General features: G+C 72.3%; 15 protein-coding genes, 1 tRNA gene and 1 riboswitch. Of the genes, 9 read left to right on the top strand and 7 right to left on the bottom strand.

The features are described from left to right. The first annotated feature begins 27 nt into the window (after nt 1–27). The 7 genes from ACQ3I4_RS04825 to ACQ3I4_RS04795 all read left to right on the top strand — a co-directional run bounded on the left by ACQ3I4_RS04825 (nt 28) and on the right by ACQ3I4_RS04795 (nt 4,401). Nucleotides 28–492, top strand: coding sequence for an SseB family protein (locus ACQ3I4_RS04825; protein WP_430632973.1), 465 nt, complete (start codon nt 28–30; stop codon nt 490–492). An 81-nt stretch (nt 493–573) separates the two neighbouring features. Continuing rightward, a tRNA-Gly gene (locus ACQ3I4_RS04820) sits at nt 574–644 on the top strand. A gap of 55 nt (nt 645–699) precedes the next feature. Next, nucleotides 700–1,125 (top strand): aspartate 1-decarboxylase, encoded by a 426-nt coding sequence (gene panD, locus ACQ3I4_RS04815; RefSeq protein ID WP_430632972.1) that lies wholly within the window; start codon nt 700–702, stop codon nt 1,123–1,125. A gap of 3 nt (nt 1,126–1,128) precedes the next feature. Then, the gene (locus ACQ3I4_RS04810; RefSeq protein WP_430632971.1) at nt 1,129–2,055 is read left to right on the top strand and encodes an AEC family transporter; all 927 of its coding nucleotides are present in this window, start codon (nt 1,129–1,131) and stop codon (nt 2,053–2,055) included. Nucleotides 2,056–2,144: 89 nt separating this feature from the next. Then, nucleotides 2,145–2,960 (top strand): amino acid ABC transporter substrate-binding protein, encoded by an 816-nt coding sequence (locus ACQ3I4_RS04805; protein ID WP_430632970.1) that lies wholly within the window; start codon nt 2,145–2,147, stop codon nt 2,958–2,960. A 15-nt stretch (nt 2,961–2,975) separates the two neighbouring features. Beyond that, the gene (locus ACQ3I4_RS04800; protein ID WP_430632969.1) at nt 2,976–3,635 is read left to right on the top strand and encodes an amino acid ABC transporter permease; all 660 of its coding nucleotides are present in this window, start codon (nt 2,976–2,978) and stop codon (nt 3,633–3,635) included. Then, the gene (locus ACQ3I4_RS04795; RefSeq protein WP_430632968.1) at nt 3,622–4,401 is read left to right on the top strand and encodes an amino acid ABC transporter ATP-binding protein; all 780 of its coding nucleotides are present in this window, start codon (nt 3,622–3,624) and stop codon (nt 4,399–4,401) included. The genes ACQ3I4_RS04800 and ACQ3I4_RS04795 overlap by 14 nt, the downstream gene beginning before the upstream one ends. Here the strand turns inward: ACQ3I4_RS04795 and ACQ3I4_RS04790 are convergent. From ACQ3I4_RS04790 to ACQ3I4_RS04775, 4 genes are read right to left on the bottom strand one after another with little or no spacing between them, the layout of a single operon-like run. Further along, entirely contained in the window at nt 4,398–5,591 is a 1,194-nt protein-coding gene (locus ACQ3I4_RS04790; protein WP_430632967.1) for a cystathionine gamma-synthase, read from the bottom strand. The two genes, ACQ3I4_RS04795 and ACQ3I4_RS04790, sit on opposite strands and share 4 nt — an antisense overlap. Further along, a complete protein-coding gene (locus tag ACQ3I4_RS04785) occupies nt 5,591–6,907 on the bottom strand; it encodes an O-acetylhomoserine aminocarboxypropyltransferase/cysteine synthase family protein (protein WP_430632966.1) in 1,317 nt (438 codons plus the stop codon). The genes ACQ3I4_RS04790 and ACQ3I4_RS04785 overlap by 1 nt, the downstream gene beginning before the upstream one ends. After that, complete coding sequence (gene metE / locus ACQ3I4_RS04780; protein WP_430632965.1) at nt 6,904–9,270, bottom strand: 5-methyltetrahydropteroyltriglutamate--homocysteine S-methyltransferase; 2,367 nt, start codon at nt 9,268–9,270, stop codon at nt 6,904–6,906. The genes ACQ3I4_RS04785 and metE overlap by 4 nt, the downstream gene beginning before the upstream one ends. Nucleotides 9,271–9,294: 24 nt before the next feature. Then, a complete protein-coding gene (locus tag ACQ3I4_RS04775; protein ID WP_329863355.1) occupies nt 9,295–10,203 on the bottom strand; it encodes a methylenetetrahydrofolate reductase in 909 nt (302 codons plus the stop codon). Between the two features lie 67 nt (nt 10,204–10,270). Next, nucleotides 10,271–10,363: riboswitch (SAM riboswitch) on the bottom strand. 191 nt (nt 10,364–10,554) lie between these two features. On the opposite strand from ACQ3I4_RS04775, the gene ACQ3I4_RS04770 reads away from it, so the two are divergent. Both ACQ3I4_RS04770 and ACQ3I4_RS04765 read left to right on the top strand, forming a co-directional pair. After that, the gene (locus ACQ3I4_RS04770; RefSeq protein ID WP_430632964.1) at nt 10,555–12,237 is read left to right on the top strand and encodes a helicase HerA-like domain-containing protein; all 1,683 of its coding nucleotides are present in this window, start codon (nt 10,555–10,557) and stop codon (nt 12,235–12,237) included. A 9-nt stretch (nt 12,238–12,246) separates the two neighbouring features. Continuing rightward, the gene (locus ACQ3I4_RS04765) at nt 12,247–13,239 is read left to right on the top strand and encodes a hypothetical protein (protein ID WP_329863358.1); all 993 of its coding nucleotides are present in this window, start codon (nt 12,247–12,249) and stop codon (nt 13,237–13,239) included. On the opposite strand, the gene ACQ3I4_RS04760 is transcribed toward ACQ3I4_RS04765, so the two are convergent. The 3 genes from ACQ3I4_RS04760 to ACQ3I4_RS04750 form a co-directional block, all read right to left on the bottom strand. Next, complete coding sequence (locus tag ACQ3I4_RS04760) at nt 13,175–14,494, bottom strand: MFS transporter (protein ID WP_430633060.1); 1,320 nt, start codon at nt 14,492–14,494, stop codon at nt 13,175–13,177. The two genes, ACQ3I4_RS04765 and ACQ3I4_RS04760, sit on opposite strands and share 65 nt — an antisense overlap. Nucleotides 14,495–14,499: 5 nt before the next feature. After that, nucleotides 14,500–15,015: a MarR family winged helix-turn-helix transcriptional regulator gene (locus ACQ3I4_RS04755; RefSeq protein ID WP_430632963.1), complete on the bottom strand. Its 516-nt coding sequence runs from the start codon at nt 15,013–15,015 to the stop codon at nt 14,500–14,502. Nucleotides 15,016–15,223: 208 nt separating this feature from the next. Continuing rightward, nucleotides 15,224–16,486, bottom strand: a complete 1,263-nt coding sequence (locus tag ACQ3I4_RS04750) for an IS256 family transposase (RefSeq protein ID WP_329864319.1) — start codon at nt 16,484–16,486, stop codon at nt 15,224–15,226. Nucleotides 16,487–16,570 lie beyond the last annotated feature (84 nt).

The raw sequence follows: 16,570 nt of genomic DNA, 5'->3' as shown, positions 1-16,570 counted from the left end.
GCGGGCGACACGTGATCGTGTGGAGCAATGAGTGAAACGCCCAGCACCGAGTCCCCGGCCGACTACGACCCCGCCGTCCCGCACACGCATCTGGAGACCATCCTCGTGGCTGGCCAGGAGGATCCGGCGCGCGCCGGAGAGGTGATCGCCACCTTCCTGCAGGAGGAGGTCTTCTTCCTGAGCCGCGAAGAGGTCGCCGCGGACACGCAGAACGTCCAGCCGCTCCTGCTGCAGAACGCCGACGGCCAGCCGCTCATCGCGCTCTTCACGGATGTCCGCCGGATCCCGGGGACCTACATCGACACGGCGCCGTTCGCCGTGCGCGTCGTGGGCGCGGCCGTCGTGGACAACCTCTCCGGCGCGGGCCTCGTGATCAACCCGGGCCACCCCGTCGGCTTCGAGATCGGCCCCGACGGCGTCGACGCGATCCGCCGCGACTTCCGCCCCGACGGCTCGCAGGAGGGCCCGCAGGAGGGCCCGCAGGAGGGCTGACCACACCGGATTGCGATTCCACCACAACGGTGGGATATGCTGGATTGCGCCCGCGGTAACGAACGGACTCGCGGGCGTCTTGCGGGCGTAGCTCAATGGTAGAGCGCCAGCTTCCCAAGCTGGACACGCGGGTTCGATTCCCGTCGCCCGCTCTCTTTCTGCCCTGTTCCGGGCGCCTTCCCGTGCGGGCGTAGACTGGTTCCCGCCATGAGACGAACCATGTTCAAGTCCAAGATCCACCGCGCCACCGTGACCCACGCCGACCTGCACTACGTCGGTTCCGTGACGGTGGACCTCGAGTTGCTCGAGGCCGCGGACATCCTCCCGGGCGAGCTCGTCAGCATCGTCGACGTGACCAACGGCGCGCGGCTCGAGACCTACACGATCCCCGGCGAGCGCGGCTCGGGCGTGGTCGGGATCAACGGCGCCGCCGCCCACCTGGTCCACCGCGGCGACCTCGTCATCCTCATGAGCTACGCGCAGATGGAGACCCAGGAGGCGCGCGGCTACGTGCCGTCCGTGGTCCACGTCGACGCGGACAACCGGATCGTCGAGCTGGGGACGGATCCCTCGGAGGCCGTCGTGGCCGGGATGTCCCGGCCCCCGCACGCCCTCGCCGGCACCGAGTCCTAACCGGTGCTCGGGGTCCTGTCCGGCTTCGCCGTCGTCTGGGCCGTCATCGGCGTCGGCTATGCCGTCGGCCGGACAGGGGTCCTCGGGCCGCAGGCCCGCTACGTCCTGAACCGCCTGACCTTCTTCGTCGCGAGCCCGGCGCTGCTGTTCAACACCCTCTCCGAGGCCGATCCGGCCGCGGTCCTCGGCCCCTCGCTCGCCGTCGCCTCGATCAGCGCGGTCCTCGTCGCCCTCGCCTACGTGGCCGCGACCACGTGGTGGCTCCGGCGGAGCCGCGGGGAGCGCCTCATCGGAGCGATGAGCGCGGCGACCGTGAACTCGGCGAACCTGGGCCTGCCGATCGCCGTCTACGTCCTCGGGGACATCACCCAGGCCGCGCCGGTCATCCTGTTCCAGCTGGCCCTCTTCAGCCCCGTGTTCCTGGCCCTGCTCGACGCGACGACGACGCGGCACCGGACGACGCCGACGGCGATGGTCCTGCAGACGGCCCGCAATCCGATGATCGTGGGGTCGATGCTCGGGCTGCTCTTCTCGCTCATGGACTGGAGGCTGCCGCAGCAGCTCGCCGATCCGGTGGACCTCATCGCCGGGGCGTCGATCCCGGCGATGCTCATCGCCTTCGGCATCTCCCTGGTCGGCTCGCGCCCGCTCGAGAAGGCCGCGGGGCGGCGGGCCGATGTCCTCGTCGCCACGGCCCTGAAGCTCGTCGTCCACCCGGTCCTGGCCTGGCTGATCGGGGCCTTCGCCTTCCGCCTGGCCGGCCCGGAGCTGTTCGCCGTGGTGGTCATGGCGGCCCTGCCCACGGCACAGAACGTCTTCGTGAGCGCCTCCCGCTACGCACAGGGCGTCGTGGTCGCCAAGGACACGGTCCTGCTGACCACGGTCACGGCGATCCCGGCGATGATGCTCGTCCCGCTCCTGCTGGCTTGAGGCCGCGGCGTAGCAGTACGGAATATTCGCCCCTCCCGCGGCGCTGCACCGTGGTACCGTTCAACTCCGCCGACCCCGAAGGACCCCGCATGAACCGCCGTCTGCTTGCCCTGGCCGCCACCGCCTCCGCCGCCCTGATCGCCTTGACCGCCTGCGGCGGGACCGGGGACGACGCCGGGGCCTCCCCCCAGAGCGGCGGCCTCACGCTGGCGCAGGTCCAGGACGCCGGCAAGCTCGTCATCGCGACGGAGGGAACCTACAGGCCGTTCAGCTTCCACGAGGGCGGCACGGGCGAGCTCACGGGCTACGACGTCGAGGTCGCCACGGCCGTGGCGGAGAAGCTCGGCGTTGAGCCGGAGTTCCAGGAGACCCAGTGGGACGCGATCTTCGCGGGCCTCGAGTCGGGCCGCTTCGACGTCATCGCCAACCAGGTCTCCATCACCCCGGCCCGCGAGGAGGTCTACTCCTTCTCCGAGCCCTACACCGTGAGCCGCGGCGTGATCGTGACGACGGCCGACACCACGGACATCTCCTCCTTCGCGGACCTCGAGGGCAAGACGACGGCCCAGTCGCTCACGAGCAACTGGGCCGAGCTCGCGAGGGAGTCCGGGGCGCTGATCGAGGGCGTCGAGGGCTGGGCGCAGTCGGTGGCGCTCCTCGAGCAGGGGCGCGTCGACGCGACGATCAACGACCAGCTCACGTACCTCGACTACCAGAACACCAACGGGAACCAGAACATCAAGGTCGCCGCCGAGACCGAGGAGACCTCGCTCAGCGCGTTCGCGTTCCGGCAGGGCAGCGACGACCTCGTCGCGGCCGTCGACGCGGCGCTCGGCGAGCTGGCCGCGGACGGGACGCTCGCGGAGCTCTCGGACAAGTACTTCGGCGCCGACGTCTCGAAGTAGCCCGGCGGACGCACCGTGAACTGGCAGCTGTTCCTCGACTCGCTCGGGCCGATCGCCCGGGACGGGCTGATCGGGAGCGTCCCGCTGGCCCTGATCAGCTTCGCGCTGGGGCTCGCGATCGCGCTGTGCGTGGCGCTCATGAGGATCAGCCGCCGCCGGGTCGTCTCGGGGATCGCCCGCGCGTACATCTCGGTCATCCGCGGCACGCCCCTGCTCGTGCAGTTGTTCGTGATCTTCTACGGCCTGCCCTCGGTCGGCGTGACGATCAACCCGTGGCCGAGCGCGGTCATCGCGTTCTCGCTCAACGTCGGCGGCTACGCCGCGGAGGTCATCCGGGCGGCGATCCTCTCCGTCCCCAAGGGCCAGTGGGAGGCCGGGTACACGATCGGCATGTCGCGGACCCTCACCCTGCGCCGGCTCATCCTGCCCCAGGCCGCGCGCGTGTCCGTGCCACCCCTGTCCAACACCTTCATCTCGCTCGTGAAGGACACCTCGCTCGCCTCGCTCATCCTCGTCACCGAGCTGTTCCGCCAGGCGCAGCAGATCGCGGCCTTCAGCCAGCAGTTCATGGTGGTCTACCTCGCCGCGGCGCTCGTGTACTGGGTGTTCTGCCTGGTCCTGTCCGCGGGCCAGGTGCGCATCGAAAGGAGGCTGGACCGCTATGTCGCCCACTGACGCCCCGTCCGCCGGGCCCCTCCTGCGGGCCGAGGGCCTGCAGAAGTCGTTCGGCGAGAACCACGTCCTGCGCTCGATCGACCTCGCCGTCGACTCCGGGCAGGTCCTGGCCCTCATCGGCCCCTCGGGGTCCGGGAAGACGACCGTGCTGCGCTGCCTCAACGGCCTCGAGCAGCCCGACGCCGGCCGCGTCGCCTTCGCGGGCGGGCCAGAGGTCGACTTCGGGCCTTCCACGACGCGCAAGGAGAAGGAGTCGCTGCGCACGCGCAGCGCCATGGTCTTCCAGAACTACAACCTCTTCCCGCACATGACGGTCCTGCAGAACGTGATCGAGGGGCCCGTGCGGGTCCAGGGCCGCGGAAAGGCCGAGGCCGTCGCCGAGGCGCGGACGCTCCTGGCCCGCGTGGGGCTCGAGGCGAAGGCCGAGCAGTACCCGCACGAGCTCTCGGGAGGGCAGCAGCAGCGCGTCGGGATCGTCCGGGCGCTCGCGCTCAAGCCCTCGCTCCTGCTCTTCGACGAGCCGACGTCCGCCCTGGACCCCGAGCTCGTCGGCGACGTGCTCACCGTGATCAAGGAGCTCGCCTCCGAGGGCTGGACCATGGTCATGGTCACGCACGAGCTCGCGTTCGCCCGCGAGGTCGCCCACGAGGTCGTCTTCATGGACGGCGGGGTCGTCGTCGAGCGCGGGCACCCGGACCAGGTGCTGCGCGCTCCCCGGGCCGAGCGCACGCGCCAGTTCGTGCACCGCCTCCTGAATCCGTTCTAGACCCGCGCCGGCTGCGGCAGCCGCACGACGACGGCGAGCGCCTGCTCAAGGTCGGCCCGCAGATCCCGCACGTCCTCGACCCCGACGGAGAGCCGGACGAGGTCCGTCGGCACGGCGAGCGGGGTGTCCTTGACGCTCGCGTGCGTCATCTCCGAGCAGTAGCAGGCGAGCGATTCGACCCCGCCGAGGCTGACCGAGAGCGCGAAGAGCCGCGTGGACTCGGCGAACGCCCGGGCCGCGCGCTCGTGGCCGAAGCGCAGCGAGACGATCCCGCCGAAGCCGTCCATCTGCTCCGCGGCGAGCGCGTGCCCCGGGTGCTCCTCCAACCCCGGATACAGCACCTCGGCGACCCCGGGCCGCTCCCGTAGCCAGCGGGCGAGCTCGAGCGCGTTGGCCCCGTGCCGTTCCATCCGCAGCCCCAGGGTCTTGAGGCCGCGCGCGGCGAGGTAGGCGTCCTGCGGCCCCGCGACGGCCCCGCCGGCGAACTGCTGGAAGCCGATCGCCTCGGCGAGCGCCTCCCCGCGCCACGCGCCCCCGGAGGCCACGACCGCGCCCCCCAGGACGTCCGAGTGCCCGCCGATGTACTTCGTGGTCGAGTGCACCACGAGGTCGGCCCCGAGCTGAAGGGGCCGCTGCAGGTAGGGCGAGGCGAAGGTGTTGTCCACGACAAGGAGGGCCCCGGCGTCGTGCGCGATCCGCGCCCAGGCGCGCACGTCCGCGATCCCCAGGAGGGGGTTCGACGGCGTCTCGAGCCACAGCAGCGCCGTCTTCCCCGGAACGACGGCGGAGCGCACCGCCGCCGCGTCGGTGATCGGCACGGGGGTGTTCCCCACGCCCCACTTGCCGTGCAGCCGGTTGATGAGCCGGTTGGTCCCGCCGTAGCCGTCGGCACCCAGGACGATGTGGTCGCCCGGGGCGAGCAGCGCCCGCAGGAGGGCGTCCTCCGCGGCGATCCCCGAGGCGAACGCGAAGCCCGCGACGCCGCCCTCGAGCGCGGCGAGCTGCGCCTCGAAGCCGGCCCGCGTCGGGTTCGAGCCGCGCGAGTACTCGTGGCCCCCGCGCAGGACGTTGATCCCGTCCTGGACGAACGTGGAGGTCTGGTAGATCGGCGGGATGACCGCCCCCGTCAGCGGGTCCGGTTCCTGCCCGGCGTGGATCGCCGTCGTGTTGAAGCCCCGGTAGGCGCCCATCAGGCCACGCTCCCCTCGGCGACGAGCCCCGCCGCGGCGAAGGCCTGCGCGAGGTCGGCGGTCAGGTCCGCCGGCTCCTCGAGGCCCACCGAGAGCCGGATCGTCGCCTCGCCGATCCCGGCCGCGGCCCGCTGCGCCGGCGTGAGCCGGCAATGCGTCATCGCCGCCGGGTGGGCCACGAGCGAGCGCGTGTCCCCGAGGTTGGCGACGAGCTTGAAGAGCCGCAGCGCGTCGATGAAGCGCGCCACCGCCCCGGGGTCCCGCTCGGGGTCCACCGCGAGGTCGAACGAGAACACGGAGCCCGTGCCGTCCGGGAAGTCGCGCGCCGCGATCCCCTCCCCCGGGTGCCCGGGCACCGAGGGGTGGTGGACGCGGGCGACGGCGGGGTGCGCGTCGAGGAAGCGGGCGACGTCCACGGCGTTCCGCCCGTGGCGCTCGACCCGCAACCGCAGCGTCTCCGTCCCGCGCAGGATCTCGGCGGCGGCCGAGGGGGCCAACGCGGGGCCGAGGTCGTGCAGGTACTTGCTGCGCGCATAGGCCAGGTACGCGCCGCGGCCGTGCCGTTCCCAGAGGCTCGCCCCGCCGTAGCGGCTCCGCGGGCCCACGATCCGCGACCACTTGACCGGATCGGCGGCGAAGTCGAACGTCCCGCCGTCCACAAGGACGCCCGCGAGGGTGGTCCCGTGGCCGCCGAGGAACTTCGTCGCCGAGTGCACGACGACGTCGGCCCCGTGCTCGAACGGCCGGTAGAGGGCGGGGGTGGCGAGCGTGTTGTCCACGACCACGGGCACCCCGGCGGCGTGGGCCGTGCGCGCGATCGCCGGCAGGTCCGGCAGGGTCGCGAGCGGGTTCGTGATGGACTCGAGCAGCACGGCCCGGGTCCCGGGCCCGATCGCCGCCGCCCACGCCGCCGGGTCGTCCTGGTCCACGAAGTCCACGCCGTAGCCGAAGTCGGCGAAGGTATCCGTGAGCAGGTCCACCGTCCCCCCGTAGAGCTGGGACGACGCCGCGACGCGCCCGCCGCCCTCCCCGGCGCCGAGGAGCGCCAACAGGGCCGTGGCGACGGCGGACTGCCCGCTCGCCGTCGCCACCGCGCCCAGGCCGCCCTCGAGCGCGGCGACGCGCTCCTCGAGCACGGCCACGGTCGGGTTGCCCGTGCGCGTGTAGGTGAAGCCCGGGCGCGTCAGGGCGAACATGGCGCGCGCGCTCGCGTAGTCCTGGAACTCGTAGGCCGCGCTCTGGTGGATCGGCACGGCGACCGGGTAGTGCGGCCCCGCCGGCGCGTAGCCGGCGTGGATCTGGGTGGTGCTGCTCATCGTGGCGTCCCCGCACCGGCGAGCAGCCCGGTGCGCGCGGCCGCGGCCGCCTCGACGAGGTGGCGCAGCGACGCCGTCGTCTCCTCGTAGCCGCGGGTCTTCAGCCCGCAGTCCGGGTTGATCCACAGCTGGCCCGCCGGGACGCTCGCGAGCGCGGTCTCGATGAGGCCCGTGACCTCCTCGACGGAGGGAACGCGCGGGGAGTGGATGTCGTACACGCCCGGGCCGATCCCGCGGGAGTAGCCGAAGCCGGCCAGGTCGGCGACGACCTCCATGCGGGAGCGGGCGGCCTCGATGCTCGTCACGTCGGCGTTCAGGCCGTCGATCCCGCGGATGACCTCCCCGAACTCCGAGTAGCAGAGGTGCGTGTGGATCTGGGTGTCCGGGCGGACGCCCGAGGTGGCGAGGCGGAACGCGCCGACGGACCACGCGAGGTAGTCCTCCTGGTCCGCGGCGCGCAGCGGGAGCAGCTCGCGCAGTGCCGGCTCGTCGACCTGGATGATCGCGGTGCCGGCGGACTCGAGGTCGGCGATCTCGTCGCGCAGGGCCAGGGCCACCTGGTTCGCCGTCTCGCGCAGCGGCTGGTCGTCGCGGACGAACGACCACGCGAGGATCGTCACGGGACCGGTCAGCATGCCCTTGAGCGGCTTCGCGGTGAGCGACTGCGCGTAGCTCGTCCACGGCACCGTGAACGCCTCGGGGCGGGAGACGTCGCCCCAGAGGATCGACGGCCGAGTACAGCGCGATCCGTAGGACTGCACCCAGCCATGGGTCGTCGCCGCGAAGCCGTCGAAGTTCTCCGCGAAGTACTGCACCATGTCGTTGCGCTCCGGCTCCCCGTGGACGAGCACGTCGAGCCCGAGCTCCTCCTGCAGCGCCACGACGCGGGCGATCTCGGCCCGCAGGAAGCCGTCGTAGGCGGCCTCGTCGATCCGCCCGGCGCGGACGTCGGCGCGCGCCTTGCGCACCTCGCCCGTCTGCGGGAAGGAACCGATCGTGGTGGTCGGCAACACGGGCAGGCCGAGCCGGCGGCGCTGCGCCTCGGCCCGTTCCTCGGCGGGTGCGCGCTCCACGTCGGCGGCGGTCAGCGCCGATGTCCGGGACCGCACCTCCTCACGGCGCACGCCCTCGAACGCGGCGCGGGAGGCGATCGCGGCCGACGCCTCGGCGATCTCGCGCTCCACGCCGGCGGGCCCGGAGGCCAGGCCCGCGGCGAGGGTCCGCACCTCGGCGACCTTCTGGTCCGCGAACGCGAGCCAGGACGGCAGGTGCGCGGGCAGGGACTCCTCGGCGAAGACGTCGTGCGGGACGTGGAAGAGCGAGGTCGACGTCGCGACGGAGGCCCCGCCCGCCGCGCCCGAGAGCTCCTCGAGCAGGGTCAGGGACGCCGCGAGATCGTTGCGCCACACGTTGCGCCCGTCGACGATCCCGGCGACGAAGCGCGTGCCGCCCAGCGCGGCCAGCTCGGCCCCGGCCGGCCGCGCCCCGCGGACGAGGTCGGCGTGCACCGCCTCGACGCCCGCCTCGGCGAGCACGCGCAGGGCGCGCCCCGGCGCCTGCGGGTCCCCTGCCGTGCCGTAGCCCGTGGTGACGAACAGCGCGGGCCGGGCCCCGGCGTCGTCCGCGGCCAGCGCGCGGTAGGCGCGCTCGAGCGCCCCTCCCGGAACGGCGAGGGCGCCGCCGCGGTCGGTCGAGAGCGCCGGCTCGTCGAGCTGGACCCACTCGGCGCCGGCAGCGGCGAGGCCGGCGAGGATCCCGCGGTAGGCGGCCACGGCGTCGTCGAGCCGGTCCAGGGGGTCGAAGCCCTCCGGCGCGCCGTCCTCCGGCTTGGACAGCAGGAGGTAGGTCACGGGGCCCACGAGGACCGGGCGCAGCACGGAACCGGCGGCCGCGTGGCGCGCGATGGTCGAGCTCAGGCGGTGGGCGAGCGGCGCGAACGCGGTGTCCGGTCCGATCTCGGGGACGAGGTAGTGGTAGTTCGTGTCGAACCACTTGGTCAGCTCGAGCGGTGCCCGCTCGGCGTCGCCCCGGGCCAGGGTGAAGTAGCCGGCCGTGTCCACCGAACCGTCGGAGGCGGCGAGGTCGGCGAAGCGGCGCGGCAGGGCGCCGAGGGCCGCGGTCGTGTCGAGGACCTGGTCGTAGAGGGCGAAGTCGGCCGGGATCGAGGAGTCCTGCGCGTCCAGGCCGAGCTCGACGAGCCGCGCGACGGTGTCCTCCTGCAGCCGTTCGGCGGCCGCGTCCAGCCCGGCCTCGTCGAGGCGGCCGGCCCAATGGGCCTCGACGGCCTTCTTGAGCTCGCGGGCGGGGCCGATGCGGGGGTAGCCGAGGATGGTGGCTTCGGGGAAGCGGGGGGTGGTGGTCATGGTGTCCTCCTGGGTGGGGTTGGGTCAGAGTGCGGGGGCGAGGGCCCGGCCGGCGCCGGCGAGCCCGAGCTCGTGGACGACGTCAAGCGAGCCGAGGGGGTCGTTGAAGGTGTACAGGTGTAGTCCGGGGGCCCCGTCGTCGAACGCGGCGCGGGCGAGGGCGGCGGCCGCCTGGACGCCGATCGCACGCCGCTCGGCGTCGCTCCGGGCCCCCTCGAGGCGGGACAGCAGGGCCGCGTCGGGTGCGACGCCGGCGAGCGCGGAGAGGCGCAGGAGGCGCCGCACGCTGTTGACCGGCATGATGCCCGGCACGATCGGGATCGTCACGCCCGCGGCCCGGGCGGCCGCGACGAGCCCCGCGTACTGCGCGGGCTCGAAGTAGATCTGCGTGATCGCGAAGTTCGCCCCGGAGCGCTCCTTGGACAGGAGCACCTCGACGTCGTGCTGGAACGAGGGCGACTCGGGGTGGCGCGTGGGGTAGGCGGCGACGCCGATGGCCAGGCGGCCGGCCGCGAGCGTCGCGGAGCGGCGGTCCTCGACCTGCCGGATGAGCTCCACGAGGTAGCGGGCGAACGGCAGCTCGCCGCGGTCCCCGCCCGGATCGGCGGGCAGGTCCCCGCGCAGGGCCAGGACGCCGCGGACGCCGAGCCCCACGAGCCGGCTGACGAGCGCGTCGAGCGAGGCCCGCGTCTCCCCGACGCACGTCAAGTGGGCCAGGGGCCGCAGCCGTGTGTTCTCGATCAGGTGGGTGATGAGCTCGACCGAGGCGGCGCGGCGCTCGGCGGTGCCGTTGTACGTCACCGAGACGTAGTCGGGGGCCGTGGCGCGCAGCGCCTCGACGGCCTCCAGGACCGTCTCGCGGCTCGCGGCGTCCCGCGGCGGGTAGAGCTCGTAGGACAACGACGGCGGACTGGCCGTCAGGGGTTCGGACATGGTTCCTCCTCGCGGTATGCAAGGGAGTGCACCGCGGCTCCCGGCGGACGGCCGGGACGTGGATGCGTCTCCATCGCTTCTGGCGGTAGCACCGTTCCGGGACTCCGGGTGGTTGCTGCGGCGTCGTCGATCCAGATCTCTCGGCCGCTCTTGATGGGTTGGTGCATTCATCTAAGGCACACGGTGCCCCGGGCGGCAAGCACGGCCGCGGCGGGCGCTTCACAGTCCCGCATGTGTCCGGATGTGACGACCCGGCCCGCGCGGGCCGGGCCGTCGGCGCGTCATCCCCGGCGGATCCGGGTCACATGACGCGCGTGTGACGGGGAGCGTGGGGGAAGTAGTCTGTGGGGCATGGCTAAGCGAACTCCGGCGGAGCACGTCGAACTCATCAGGAACGGATACGTCTTCGAGGGCCCCTCCATGGGCCTCGGCGCCGCGGTCGTGGACGGCGCGGTCCACCCCGAGGCGCAGGTCCGCCTGCCGCTCGGGATGATGAACCGGCACGGCCTCGTGGCCGGGGCGACCGGCACGGGCAAGACCATCACCCTGCAGGTCATGGCCGAGCAGCTCAGCGAGAACGGGGTCCCCGTGTTCCTCGCGGATGTGAAAGGGGACCTCACGGGCCTGTCCACCCCCGGTGCCGGCGGCGAGAAGCTCCTGGCCCGCACGGCGGGCGTGGGCATGGACTGGTCGCCCGCGGACTTCCCGGTGGAGTACTACGCGCTCGGCGGCGACGGCACCGGCGTGCCGGTGCGCGCCACGGTCTCGGCGTTCGGGCCGCTGCTCCTGTCCCGCGTCATGGACCTGAACGAGACCCAGGAGTCGAGCCTCCAGCTCGTCTTCCACTACGCGGACCAGAAGGAGCTGGAGCTCTACGACCTCAAGGACCTCCGCGCCGTCGTCCAGCACTTGACCTCGGATGCGGGCAAGGCGGAGCTGGCCGAGCTCGGCGGGCTCTCCAAGGCCACGGCGGGCGTGATCCTGCGCGAGCTCGTCACGCTCGAGGCCCAGGGCCTGGACCGCTTCTTCGGCGAGCCCGAGTTCGACACGGCGGAGCTGCTGCGCACGGCCCCCGACGGCCGCGGCGTGATCTCCTGCCTCGAGCTGCCGACGCTCCTGCAGAAGCCGCTCGTGTTCTCCACCTTCCTCATGTGGCTCCTCGCGGACCTCTTCGCCGAGCTCCCGGAGGTCGGCGATCCGGAGAAGCCCAAGCTCGTCTTCTTCCTCGACGAGGCCCACTTGCTCTTCCGCGGCGCGTCCAAGGCCTTCCTCGAATCCATCACGACGACGGTGCGCCTGATCCGGTCCAAGGGCGTGGGCGTGTTCTTCGTGACGCAGACGCCGAAGGACGTCCCGGCCGACGTCCTGGGCCAGCTCGCGAACCGCGTGCAGCACGCCTTGCGCGCCTTCACGCCGGACGACGCCAAGGCCCTCAAGGCGACCGTCTCGACGTTCCCCGTGAGCGACTACGACCTCAGCGCGGCGCTCACGCAGGCGGGCACGGGCGAGGCGATCGTGACGGTCATGAACGAGAAGGGCGCACCGACCCCGGTCGCGTGGACGCGGATGTGGTCCCCGCGCTCCACGATGGGCGCGTCGGAGGCCTCCGTCGTCGAGCGCGTCGTCGCGGAGTCGGCCCTCCTGCAGGTCTACGGCACGCCCGTGGACCGCGAGTCGGCCTTCGAGAAGCTCAAGGGCGCGGCCGGGACCCCTGGTACGACGCCGGAGCCCTCCTCACCGGCCACCGGCGGCTCGGTCGCGGGGCACGTCCCGGGACGCGGGCAGAGCCAGGCGGACATCGACGCCGAGGCCCGGCGCATCGAGGAGGAGATCCTGGGCCGTCCCAGCACGCTGCCGCCGACGACGCCAGGCCGGGCCCCGTCGTCGTCCCCGAAGCCTGCTCCCGCCCCTGCCCCGGCGCCCTCCCGGGTCCCGGAACAGAACCCCGTCATGGACTTCGCGCTGCAGGCCGCCGGGGCCCTCGGCAAGGAGTTCATGCGCGGCATGTTCGGCACCAAGCGCCGCCGCCGGTAACGTGGAGGTGTGAATTCCGGATCCCCCCTCGTCAAGGTCGTCGCCGCATGGCTCTCGGCCGTGATGATCGTGGCCGTCGGCGTCGGGGTCGCCATCACGCAGGTCAACCAGCGCGTGTTCGGCCCGCAGCGGGTCGTCATGGACTACTTCGGGCACCTGCAGGCCGGCGAGGGCGCACTCGCGCTCGGGATGCTCGGCACCGGCTCGCCGGACGGCAACGCCCTGCTCGTGGACGGCGACGGGCTCCGCGCCGCGACGTCCGCGATCGAGGACTTCGAGGTCGAATCGCTCGAGCGCGCCGCGGGCGGCGACGCGACCGTGACCACGGCCTACTCCGTGGACGGCCGGCGCTACCAGACGCAGTTCCGCCTCGAGCACGCCGGGACGGAATGGCTCTTCTTCGACCGGTGGCGGCTCGTCTCCCCCGGCCCCCAGGTCCTGCGCGTCACCGCCGACACCACCAATGAGTTCACGGTCAACGGCCTCGCCTCCCCGCTCGCCGACGGCGCCCAGGACCTCCCCGTCCTGCTGCCCGCCGTCGTCACCGCCAGCTACGAGGAGAAGTACTTCGAGGCCGCGGAGGAACGCCGGATCGTGAACTCGCCGTCGGGCGTGCGGACGCCCCTCGGCCTCGTCACGCGCCCCACGCAGGCGCTCACGGACGACATCTCGGCCGAGCTCAAGGCCTATCTGGACCGCTGCGCCGAGCAGCAGGTGCTCAAGCCGGCGGCCTGCCCGCTCAGCTACGACACGAACGCGCGCGTCGAGGCCTCCACGATCAACTGGGACATCGTGGGCTATCCCAAGGTCGAGGTCGCGGCGCACGAGGGCGGCTGGGTGCTGAACCCGCTCGAGGTCGGCACGCGCATCACGCTCGTCGAGCAGGACCTCATGACGGGCCTCAAGGAGGAGCGCAGCGTGGAGGCCGGCTTCGGCTTCACGGCGTCGTTGTCCGTGGGGACTGATTCCCTGCGGGTCGTCCCGCAGCCGGTCGACCAGTAGCCGGTCGCCCCTCGGCCGATCCGTCCACGGGGGACGTCCCCGCGGGACCGGGCCCCGGCGTCGTCCGCATCCTCCGGCGCACCAGGACGAGCGCCCAGATCCCGGCGACGAGCGCGATCCCGCCGCCGACGCCGACGGACCAGCGCGCCCCGAACGCCTCCCCGACCCACCCCACGAGCGGAGCCCCGATGGGCGTCCCGCCCTGGATGACGGCCATGTAGAGGGCCAGGACGCGCCCCCGGAACCGCGGCTCGACCGAGAGCTGGATCGAGGTGTTGCAGCTGTTGAGGAACGTCAGCGAGGCCAGGCCGACCGGGATCAGCAGGGCGGCGTACCACCAGAACGAAGGCATGAGGCTCGCGGCGATCGTGAAGACGCCGAAGAGGACCGCCCCGCCGAGCAGGTAGCGCAGGCGGAAGCGTCCGCGGCGGGCCGCCCACAGGGCCCCGGCCAGGGTGCCGACGGCCATCACGGTGCCGAGCAGGCCGTAGGCCTCGGGTCCCTCGCGGAACACTTCCGTGGCCATCATGGCGTTGGTGAGCTGGAAGTTCAGTCCGAACGTGCCGATGATGCCCGCGAGGACGAGGATCATCACGAGGTCGGGGCGGCCCTTGACGTAGCGGACGCCCTCGAGGATCTGGTGCCGTCCCCGCGGTGCCCGGGCCGAAGGGCGCAGCGCCGCGACGTCCATGCGGCCGATCGCGAGCAGGACCGCTGCGAAGCTCGCGGCGTTGACGAGGAACGCGGGGGCCGTGCCGATCCAGGCGATGACGAGTCCCGCGACGCCGGGGCCGGCCAGACGGGCGAGGTTGAAGGAGGCGCTGTTGAGGGCGACGGCGTTGGGCAGCTGGCCCGCGTCGACCACTTCGGAGACGAACGCCTGGCGGGCCGGGGCGTCGAACGCGCTGGCCAGGCCGAGGGCCGTGGCGATGGCGTAGACGTGCCAGAGCTCCGCCGTGCCCGTGAGCACGAGCAGGCCCAGGACCAGGGCGCACAGGCCCATCGCCGTCTGGGTAGCCATGAGCAACCGGCGCTTGTCGTGCCGGTCGGCGATGAGCCCGGCGTAGGGGCCGAGCAGGAGGATGGGCAGGAACTGCAGGCCGGTCGTGATGCCGACGGCGGTCCCGGAGTGGTCCGTCAGGACCGTGAGCACGAGCCAGTCCTGGGCGACGCGCTGCATCCACGTGCCGATGTTGGAGACCAGGGCACCCGTGGCCCAGAGGCGGTAGTTGGGCACGGCGAGGGAGCTGAACATGCTGCTCACTGGGCGCTCATCCCCTGCAGGAGCGCGGCGGCGCGGGCCAGGACGGCGCGGTCCCCGTCGTCGAGCTCGTCGACGCGCCGGTGCAGCCAGGCGGTGCGCTGTCGGCGCGCCCGGTCGAGCACCTCACGGCCGGCCTCGGTGAGGGCGGCGAGGACCTGCCGGCCGTCCTCGGGATGGGCATGCCGTTCGATGAAGCCGTCGGCCTCGAGGAGCTTGATGATGCGGGTCATCGAGGGGGCCTGCACGCGTTCGCGGGCGGCGAGGGCGCCCGGGGTGGCGGGGCCGCGTTCGAGGGCAGCGAGGACGGAGTAGCGGCCCGCCGTGAGCAGATCGCCGCTCGCCTCGATGCGCAGGCGCCGGGACGTGCGCATCACGGCGATGCGCAGTGCGACGGCGAGGTCCTCCCCCGCGGGTCCGTCGCCCGGGTCTGGGATGGGGTTCCTGCTGGATTCCGTGCGGGAGTCGGAGTTCCCCCCGTCGGGTGTGGGATCTGGTGTCGTGCCTGAAGTCATGTCGGGCCTGGTTTCGTTCGTGGTTCGCGCGTCTGGTTTCGGGCTTCACTAGTTACTTAGCAATGCTAATCATATGCCCGCCTGGTGCTCCCGCGCCATGACGGCACTCACTCCGGCGCGAAGGGCTGGGCCCGGTCCCGGGCCGGGGCGGGGGGGGTGTCAAGTTTTCCGTGTAAGGGACCGGTCGGTGATCCGCTCTACCGGGTGGTCAGATCGGGAGTCGGTTGGGGAATTGGACGGCGAAGGCGTTCAGGGCCTGGTGCCATCCCTGGGTGCCGGTTCCGAGCTCGCCTCCGCGGGTGGTCTCGATGTTCCGGATCCCCAGGTAGACCAGCTTGAGCGCCGCGTCGTCGGAGGGGAACGAGCCCCTGGTCTTGGTGATCTTCCGGAGCTGGTAGTTGATCGATTCGATCTGGTTCGTGGTGTAGATGACCTTGCGTATCTCGGGTGTGAACGCCAGGAACGGGGTGAAGTCCTCCCACGCGTTCCTCCACGCCAGCACCGCCCCGGGGGCCTTGGCCTGCCAGGCCTCGGCGAAGGCCTCCATGGCCAGCTCCGCGGCCTGCACGGTCGGAGCCGTGTAGATCGGACGCATGTCCTTGGCCATCGCCTTGCGGTCCCCGTAGGAGGCGTAGCGCATCGCCGAGCGCAGCAGGTGCACCACGCACGTCTGGACCACGGTCTGCGGGTAGATGCTGTTCACCGCCGCCGGCAGGCCGCTCAGCCCGTCGCAACACAGGACCAGGATGTCCGTGGCGCCGCGATTGCGGATCTCGGTGAGCACGTTGGCCCAGAACTTCGCCCCCTCCGAAGCGCCCAGCCACAGGCCCAGGACCTGCTTGCGGCCCTCGACGTCCACGCCCACGGCGATGTGGCAGGCCCTGTTCGCCACGACCCCGCCGTCACGGATCTTCAGCCAGATCGCGTCGATGTAGACGATCGGATACACCGCTTCCAGCGGCCGGTTCTGCCATTGGGCGACCTCGTCGGCGATGACGTCGGTGACCCGGGAGATCGTCGCGGCGGAGACCTTGGCCCCGTAGATCTCCTCGAGGTGGGCCCCGATGTCGCGGGTGCTCATCCCACGGGCGTAGAGCGAGAGGATCATGTCCTCGACCTTGCCCAGCCGGCGGGACCGCTTGGGCACAATGACCGGCGCGAAGGAGCCGTTCCGATCCCGTGGCACGGTGATCTGCACCGGCCCCTGCAGGGTCTGCACGTTCTTGGTGGTCTTGCCGTTGCGCGAGTTTCCCGTCCCGGCCCCGGCGGGGTCCCCGGACTCGTAGCCGAGGTGGTCGCTCATCTCGGTCTCCAGGCTCCGTTCCAGGACCGCGCGGGTCATTCGCGCCAGCAGCTCCTCGACGCCGTGGCGCCCCTGCCCGAGATCCTCCGCGGCGGTGACGAGGGCGTCGATCTGATCGGCGCTGAGAACGCCTTCAAGAGGGTTCGGAATGGTGTTGGTATCTGCCATGAGGCCCGTCCTTTCAAAGGGGTGAAACCACAGGTCACACCCCAGTTAGAGACCGGACCCTTACACACTCTATGAAACACCCTC

This window comes from Zafaria sp. Z1313 (assembly GCF_050563205.1).
Classification (GTDB): domain Bacteria; phylum Actinomycetota; class Actinomycetes; order Actinomycetales; family Micrococcaceae; genus JAZDCJ01.
The sequence above is the reverse complement of the archived record's forward strand: the minus strand, read 5'-3'. Positions and strand labels throughout refer to the sequence as shown.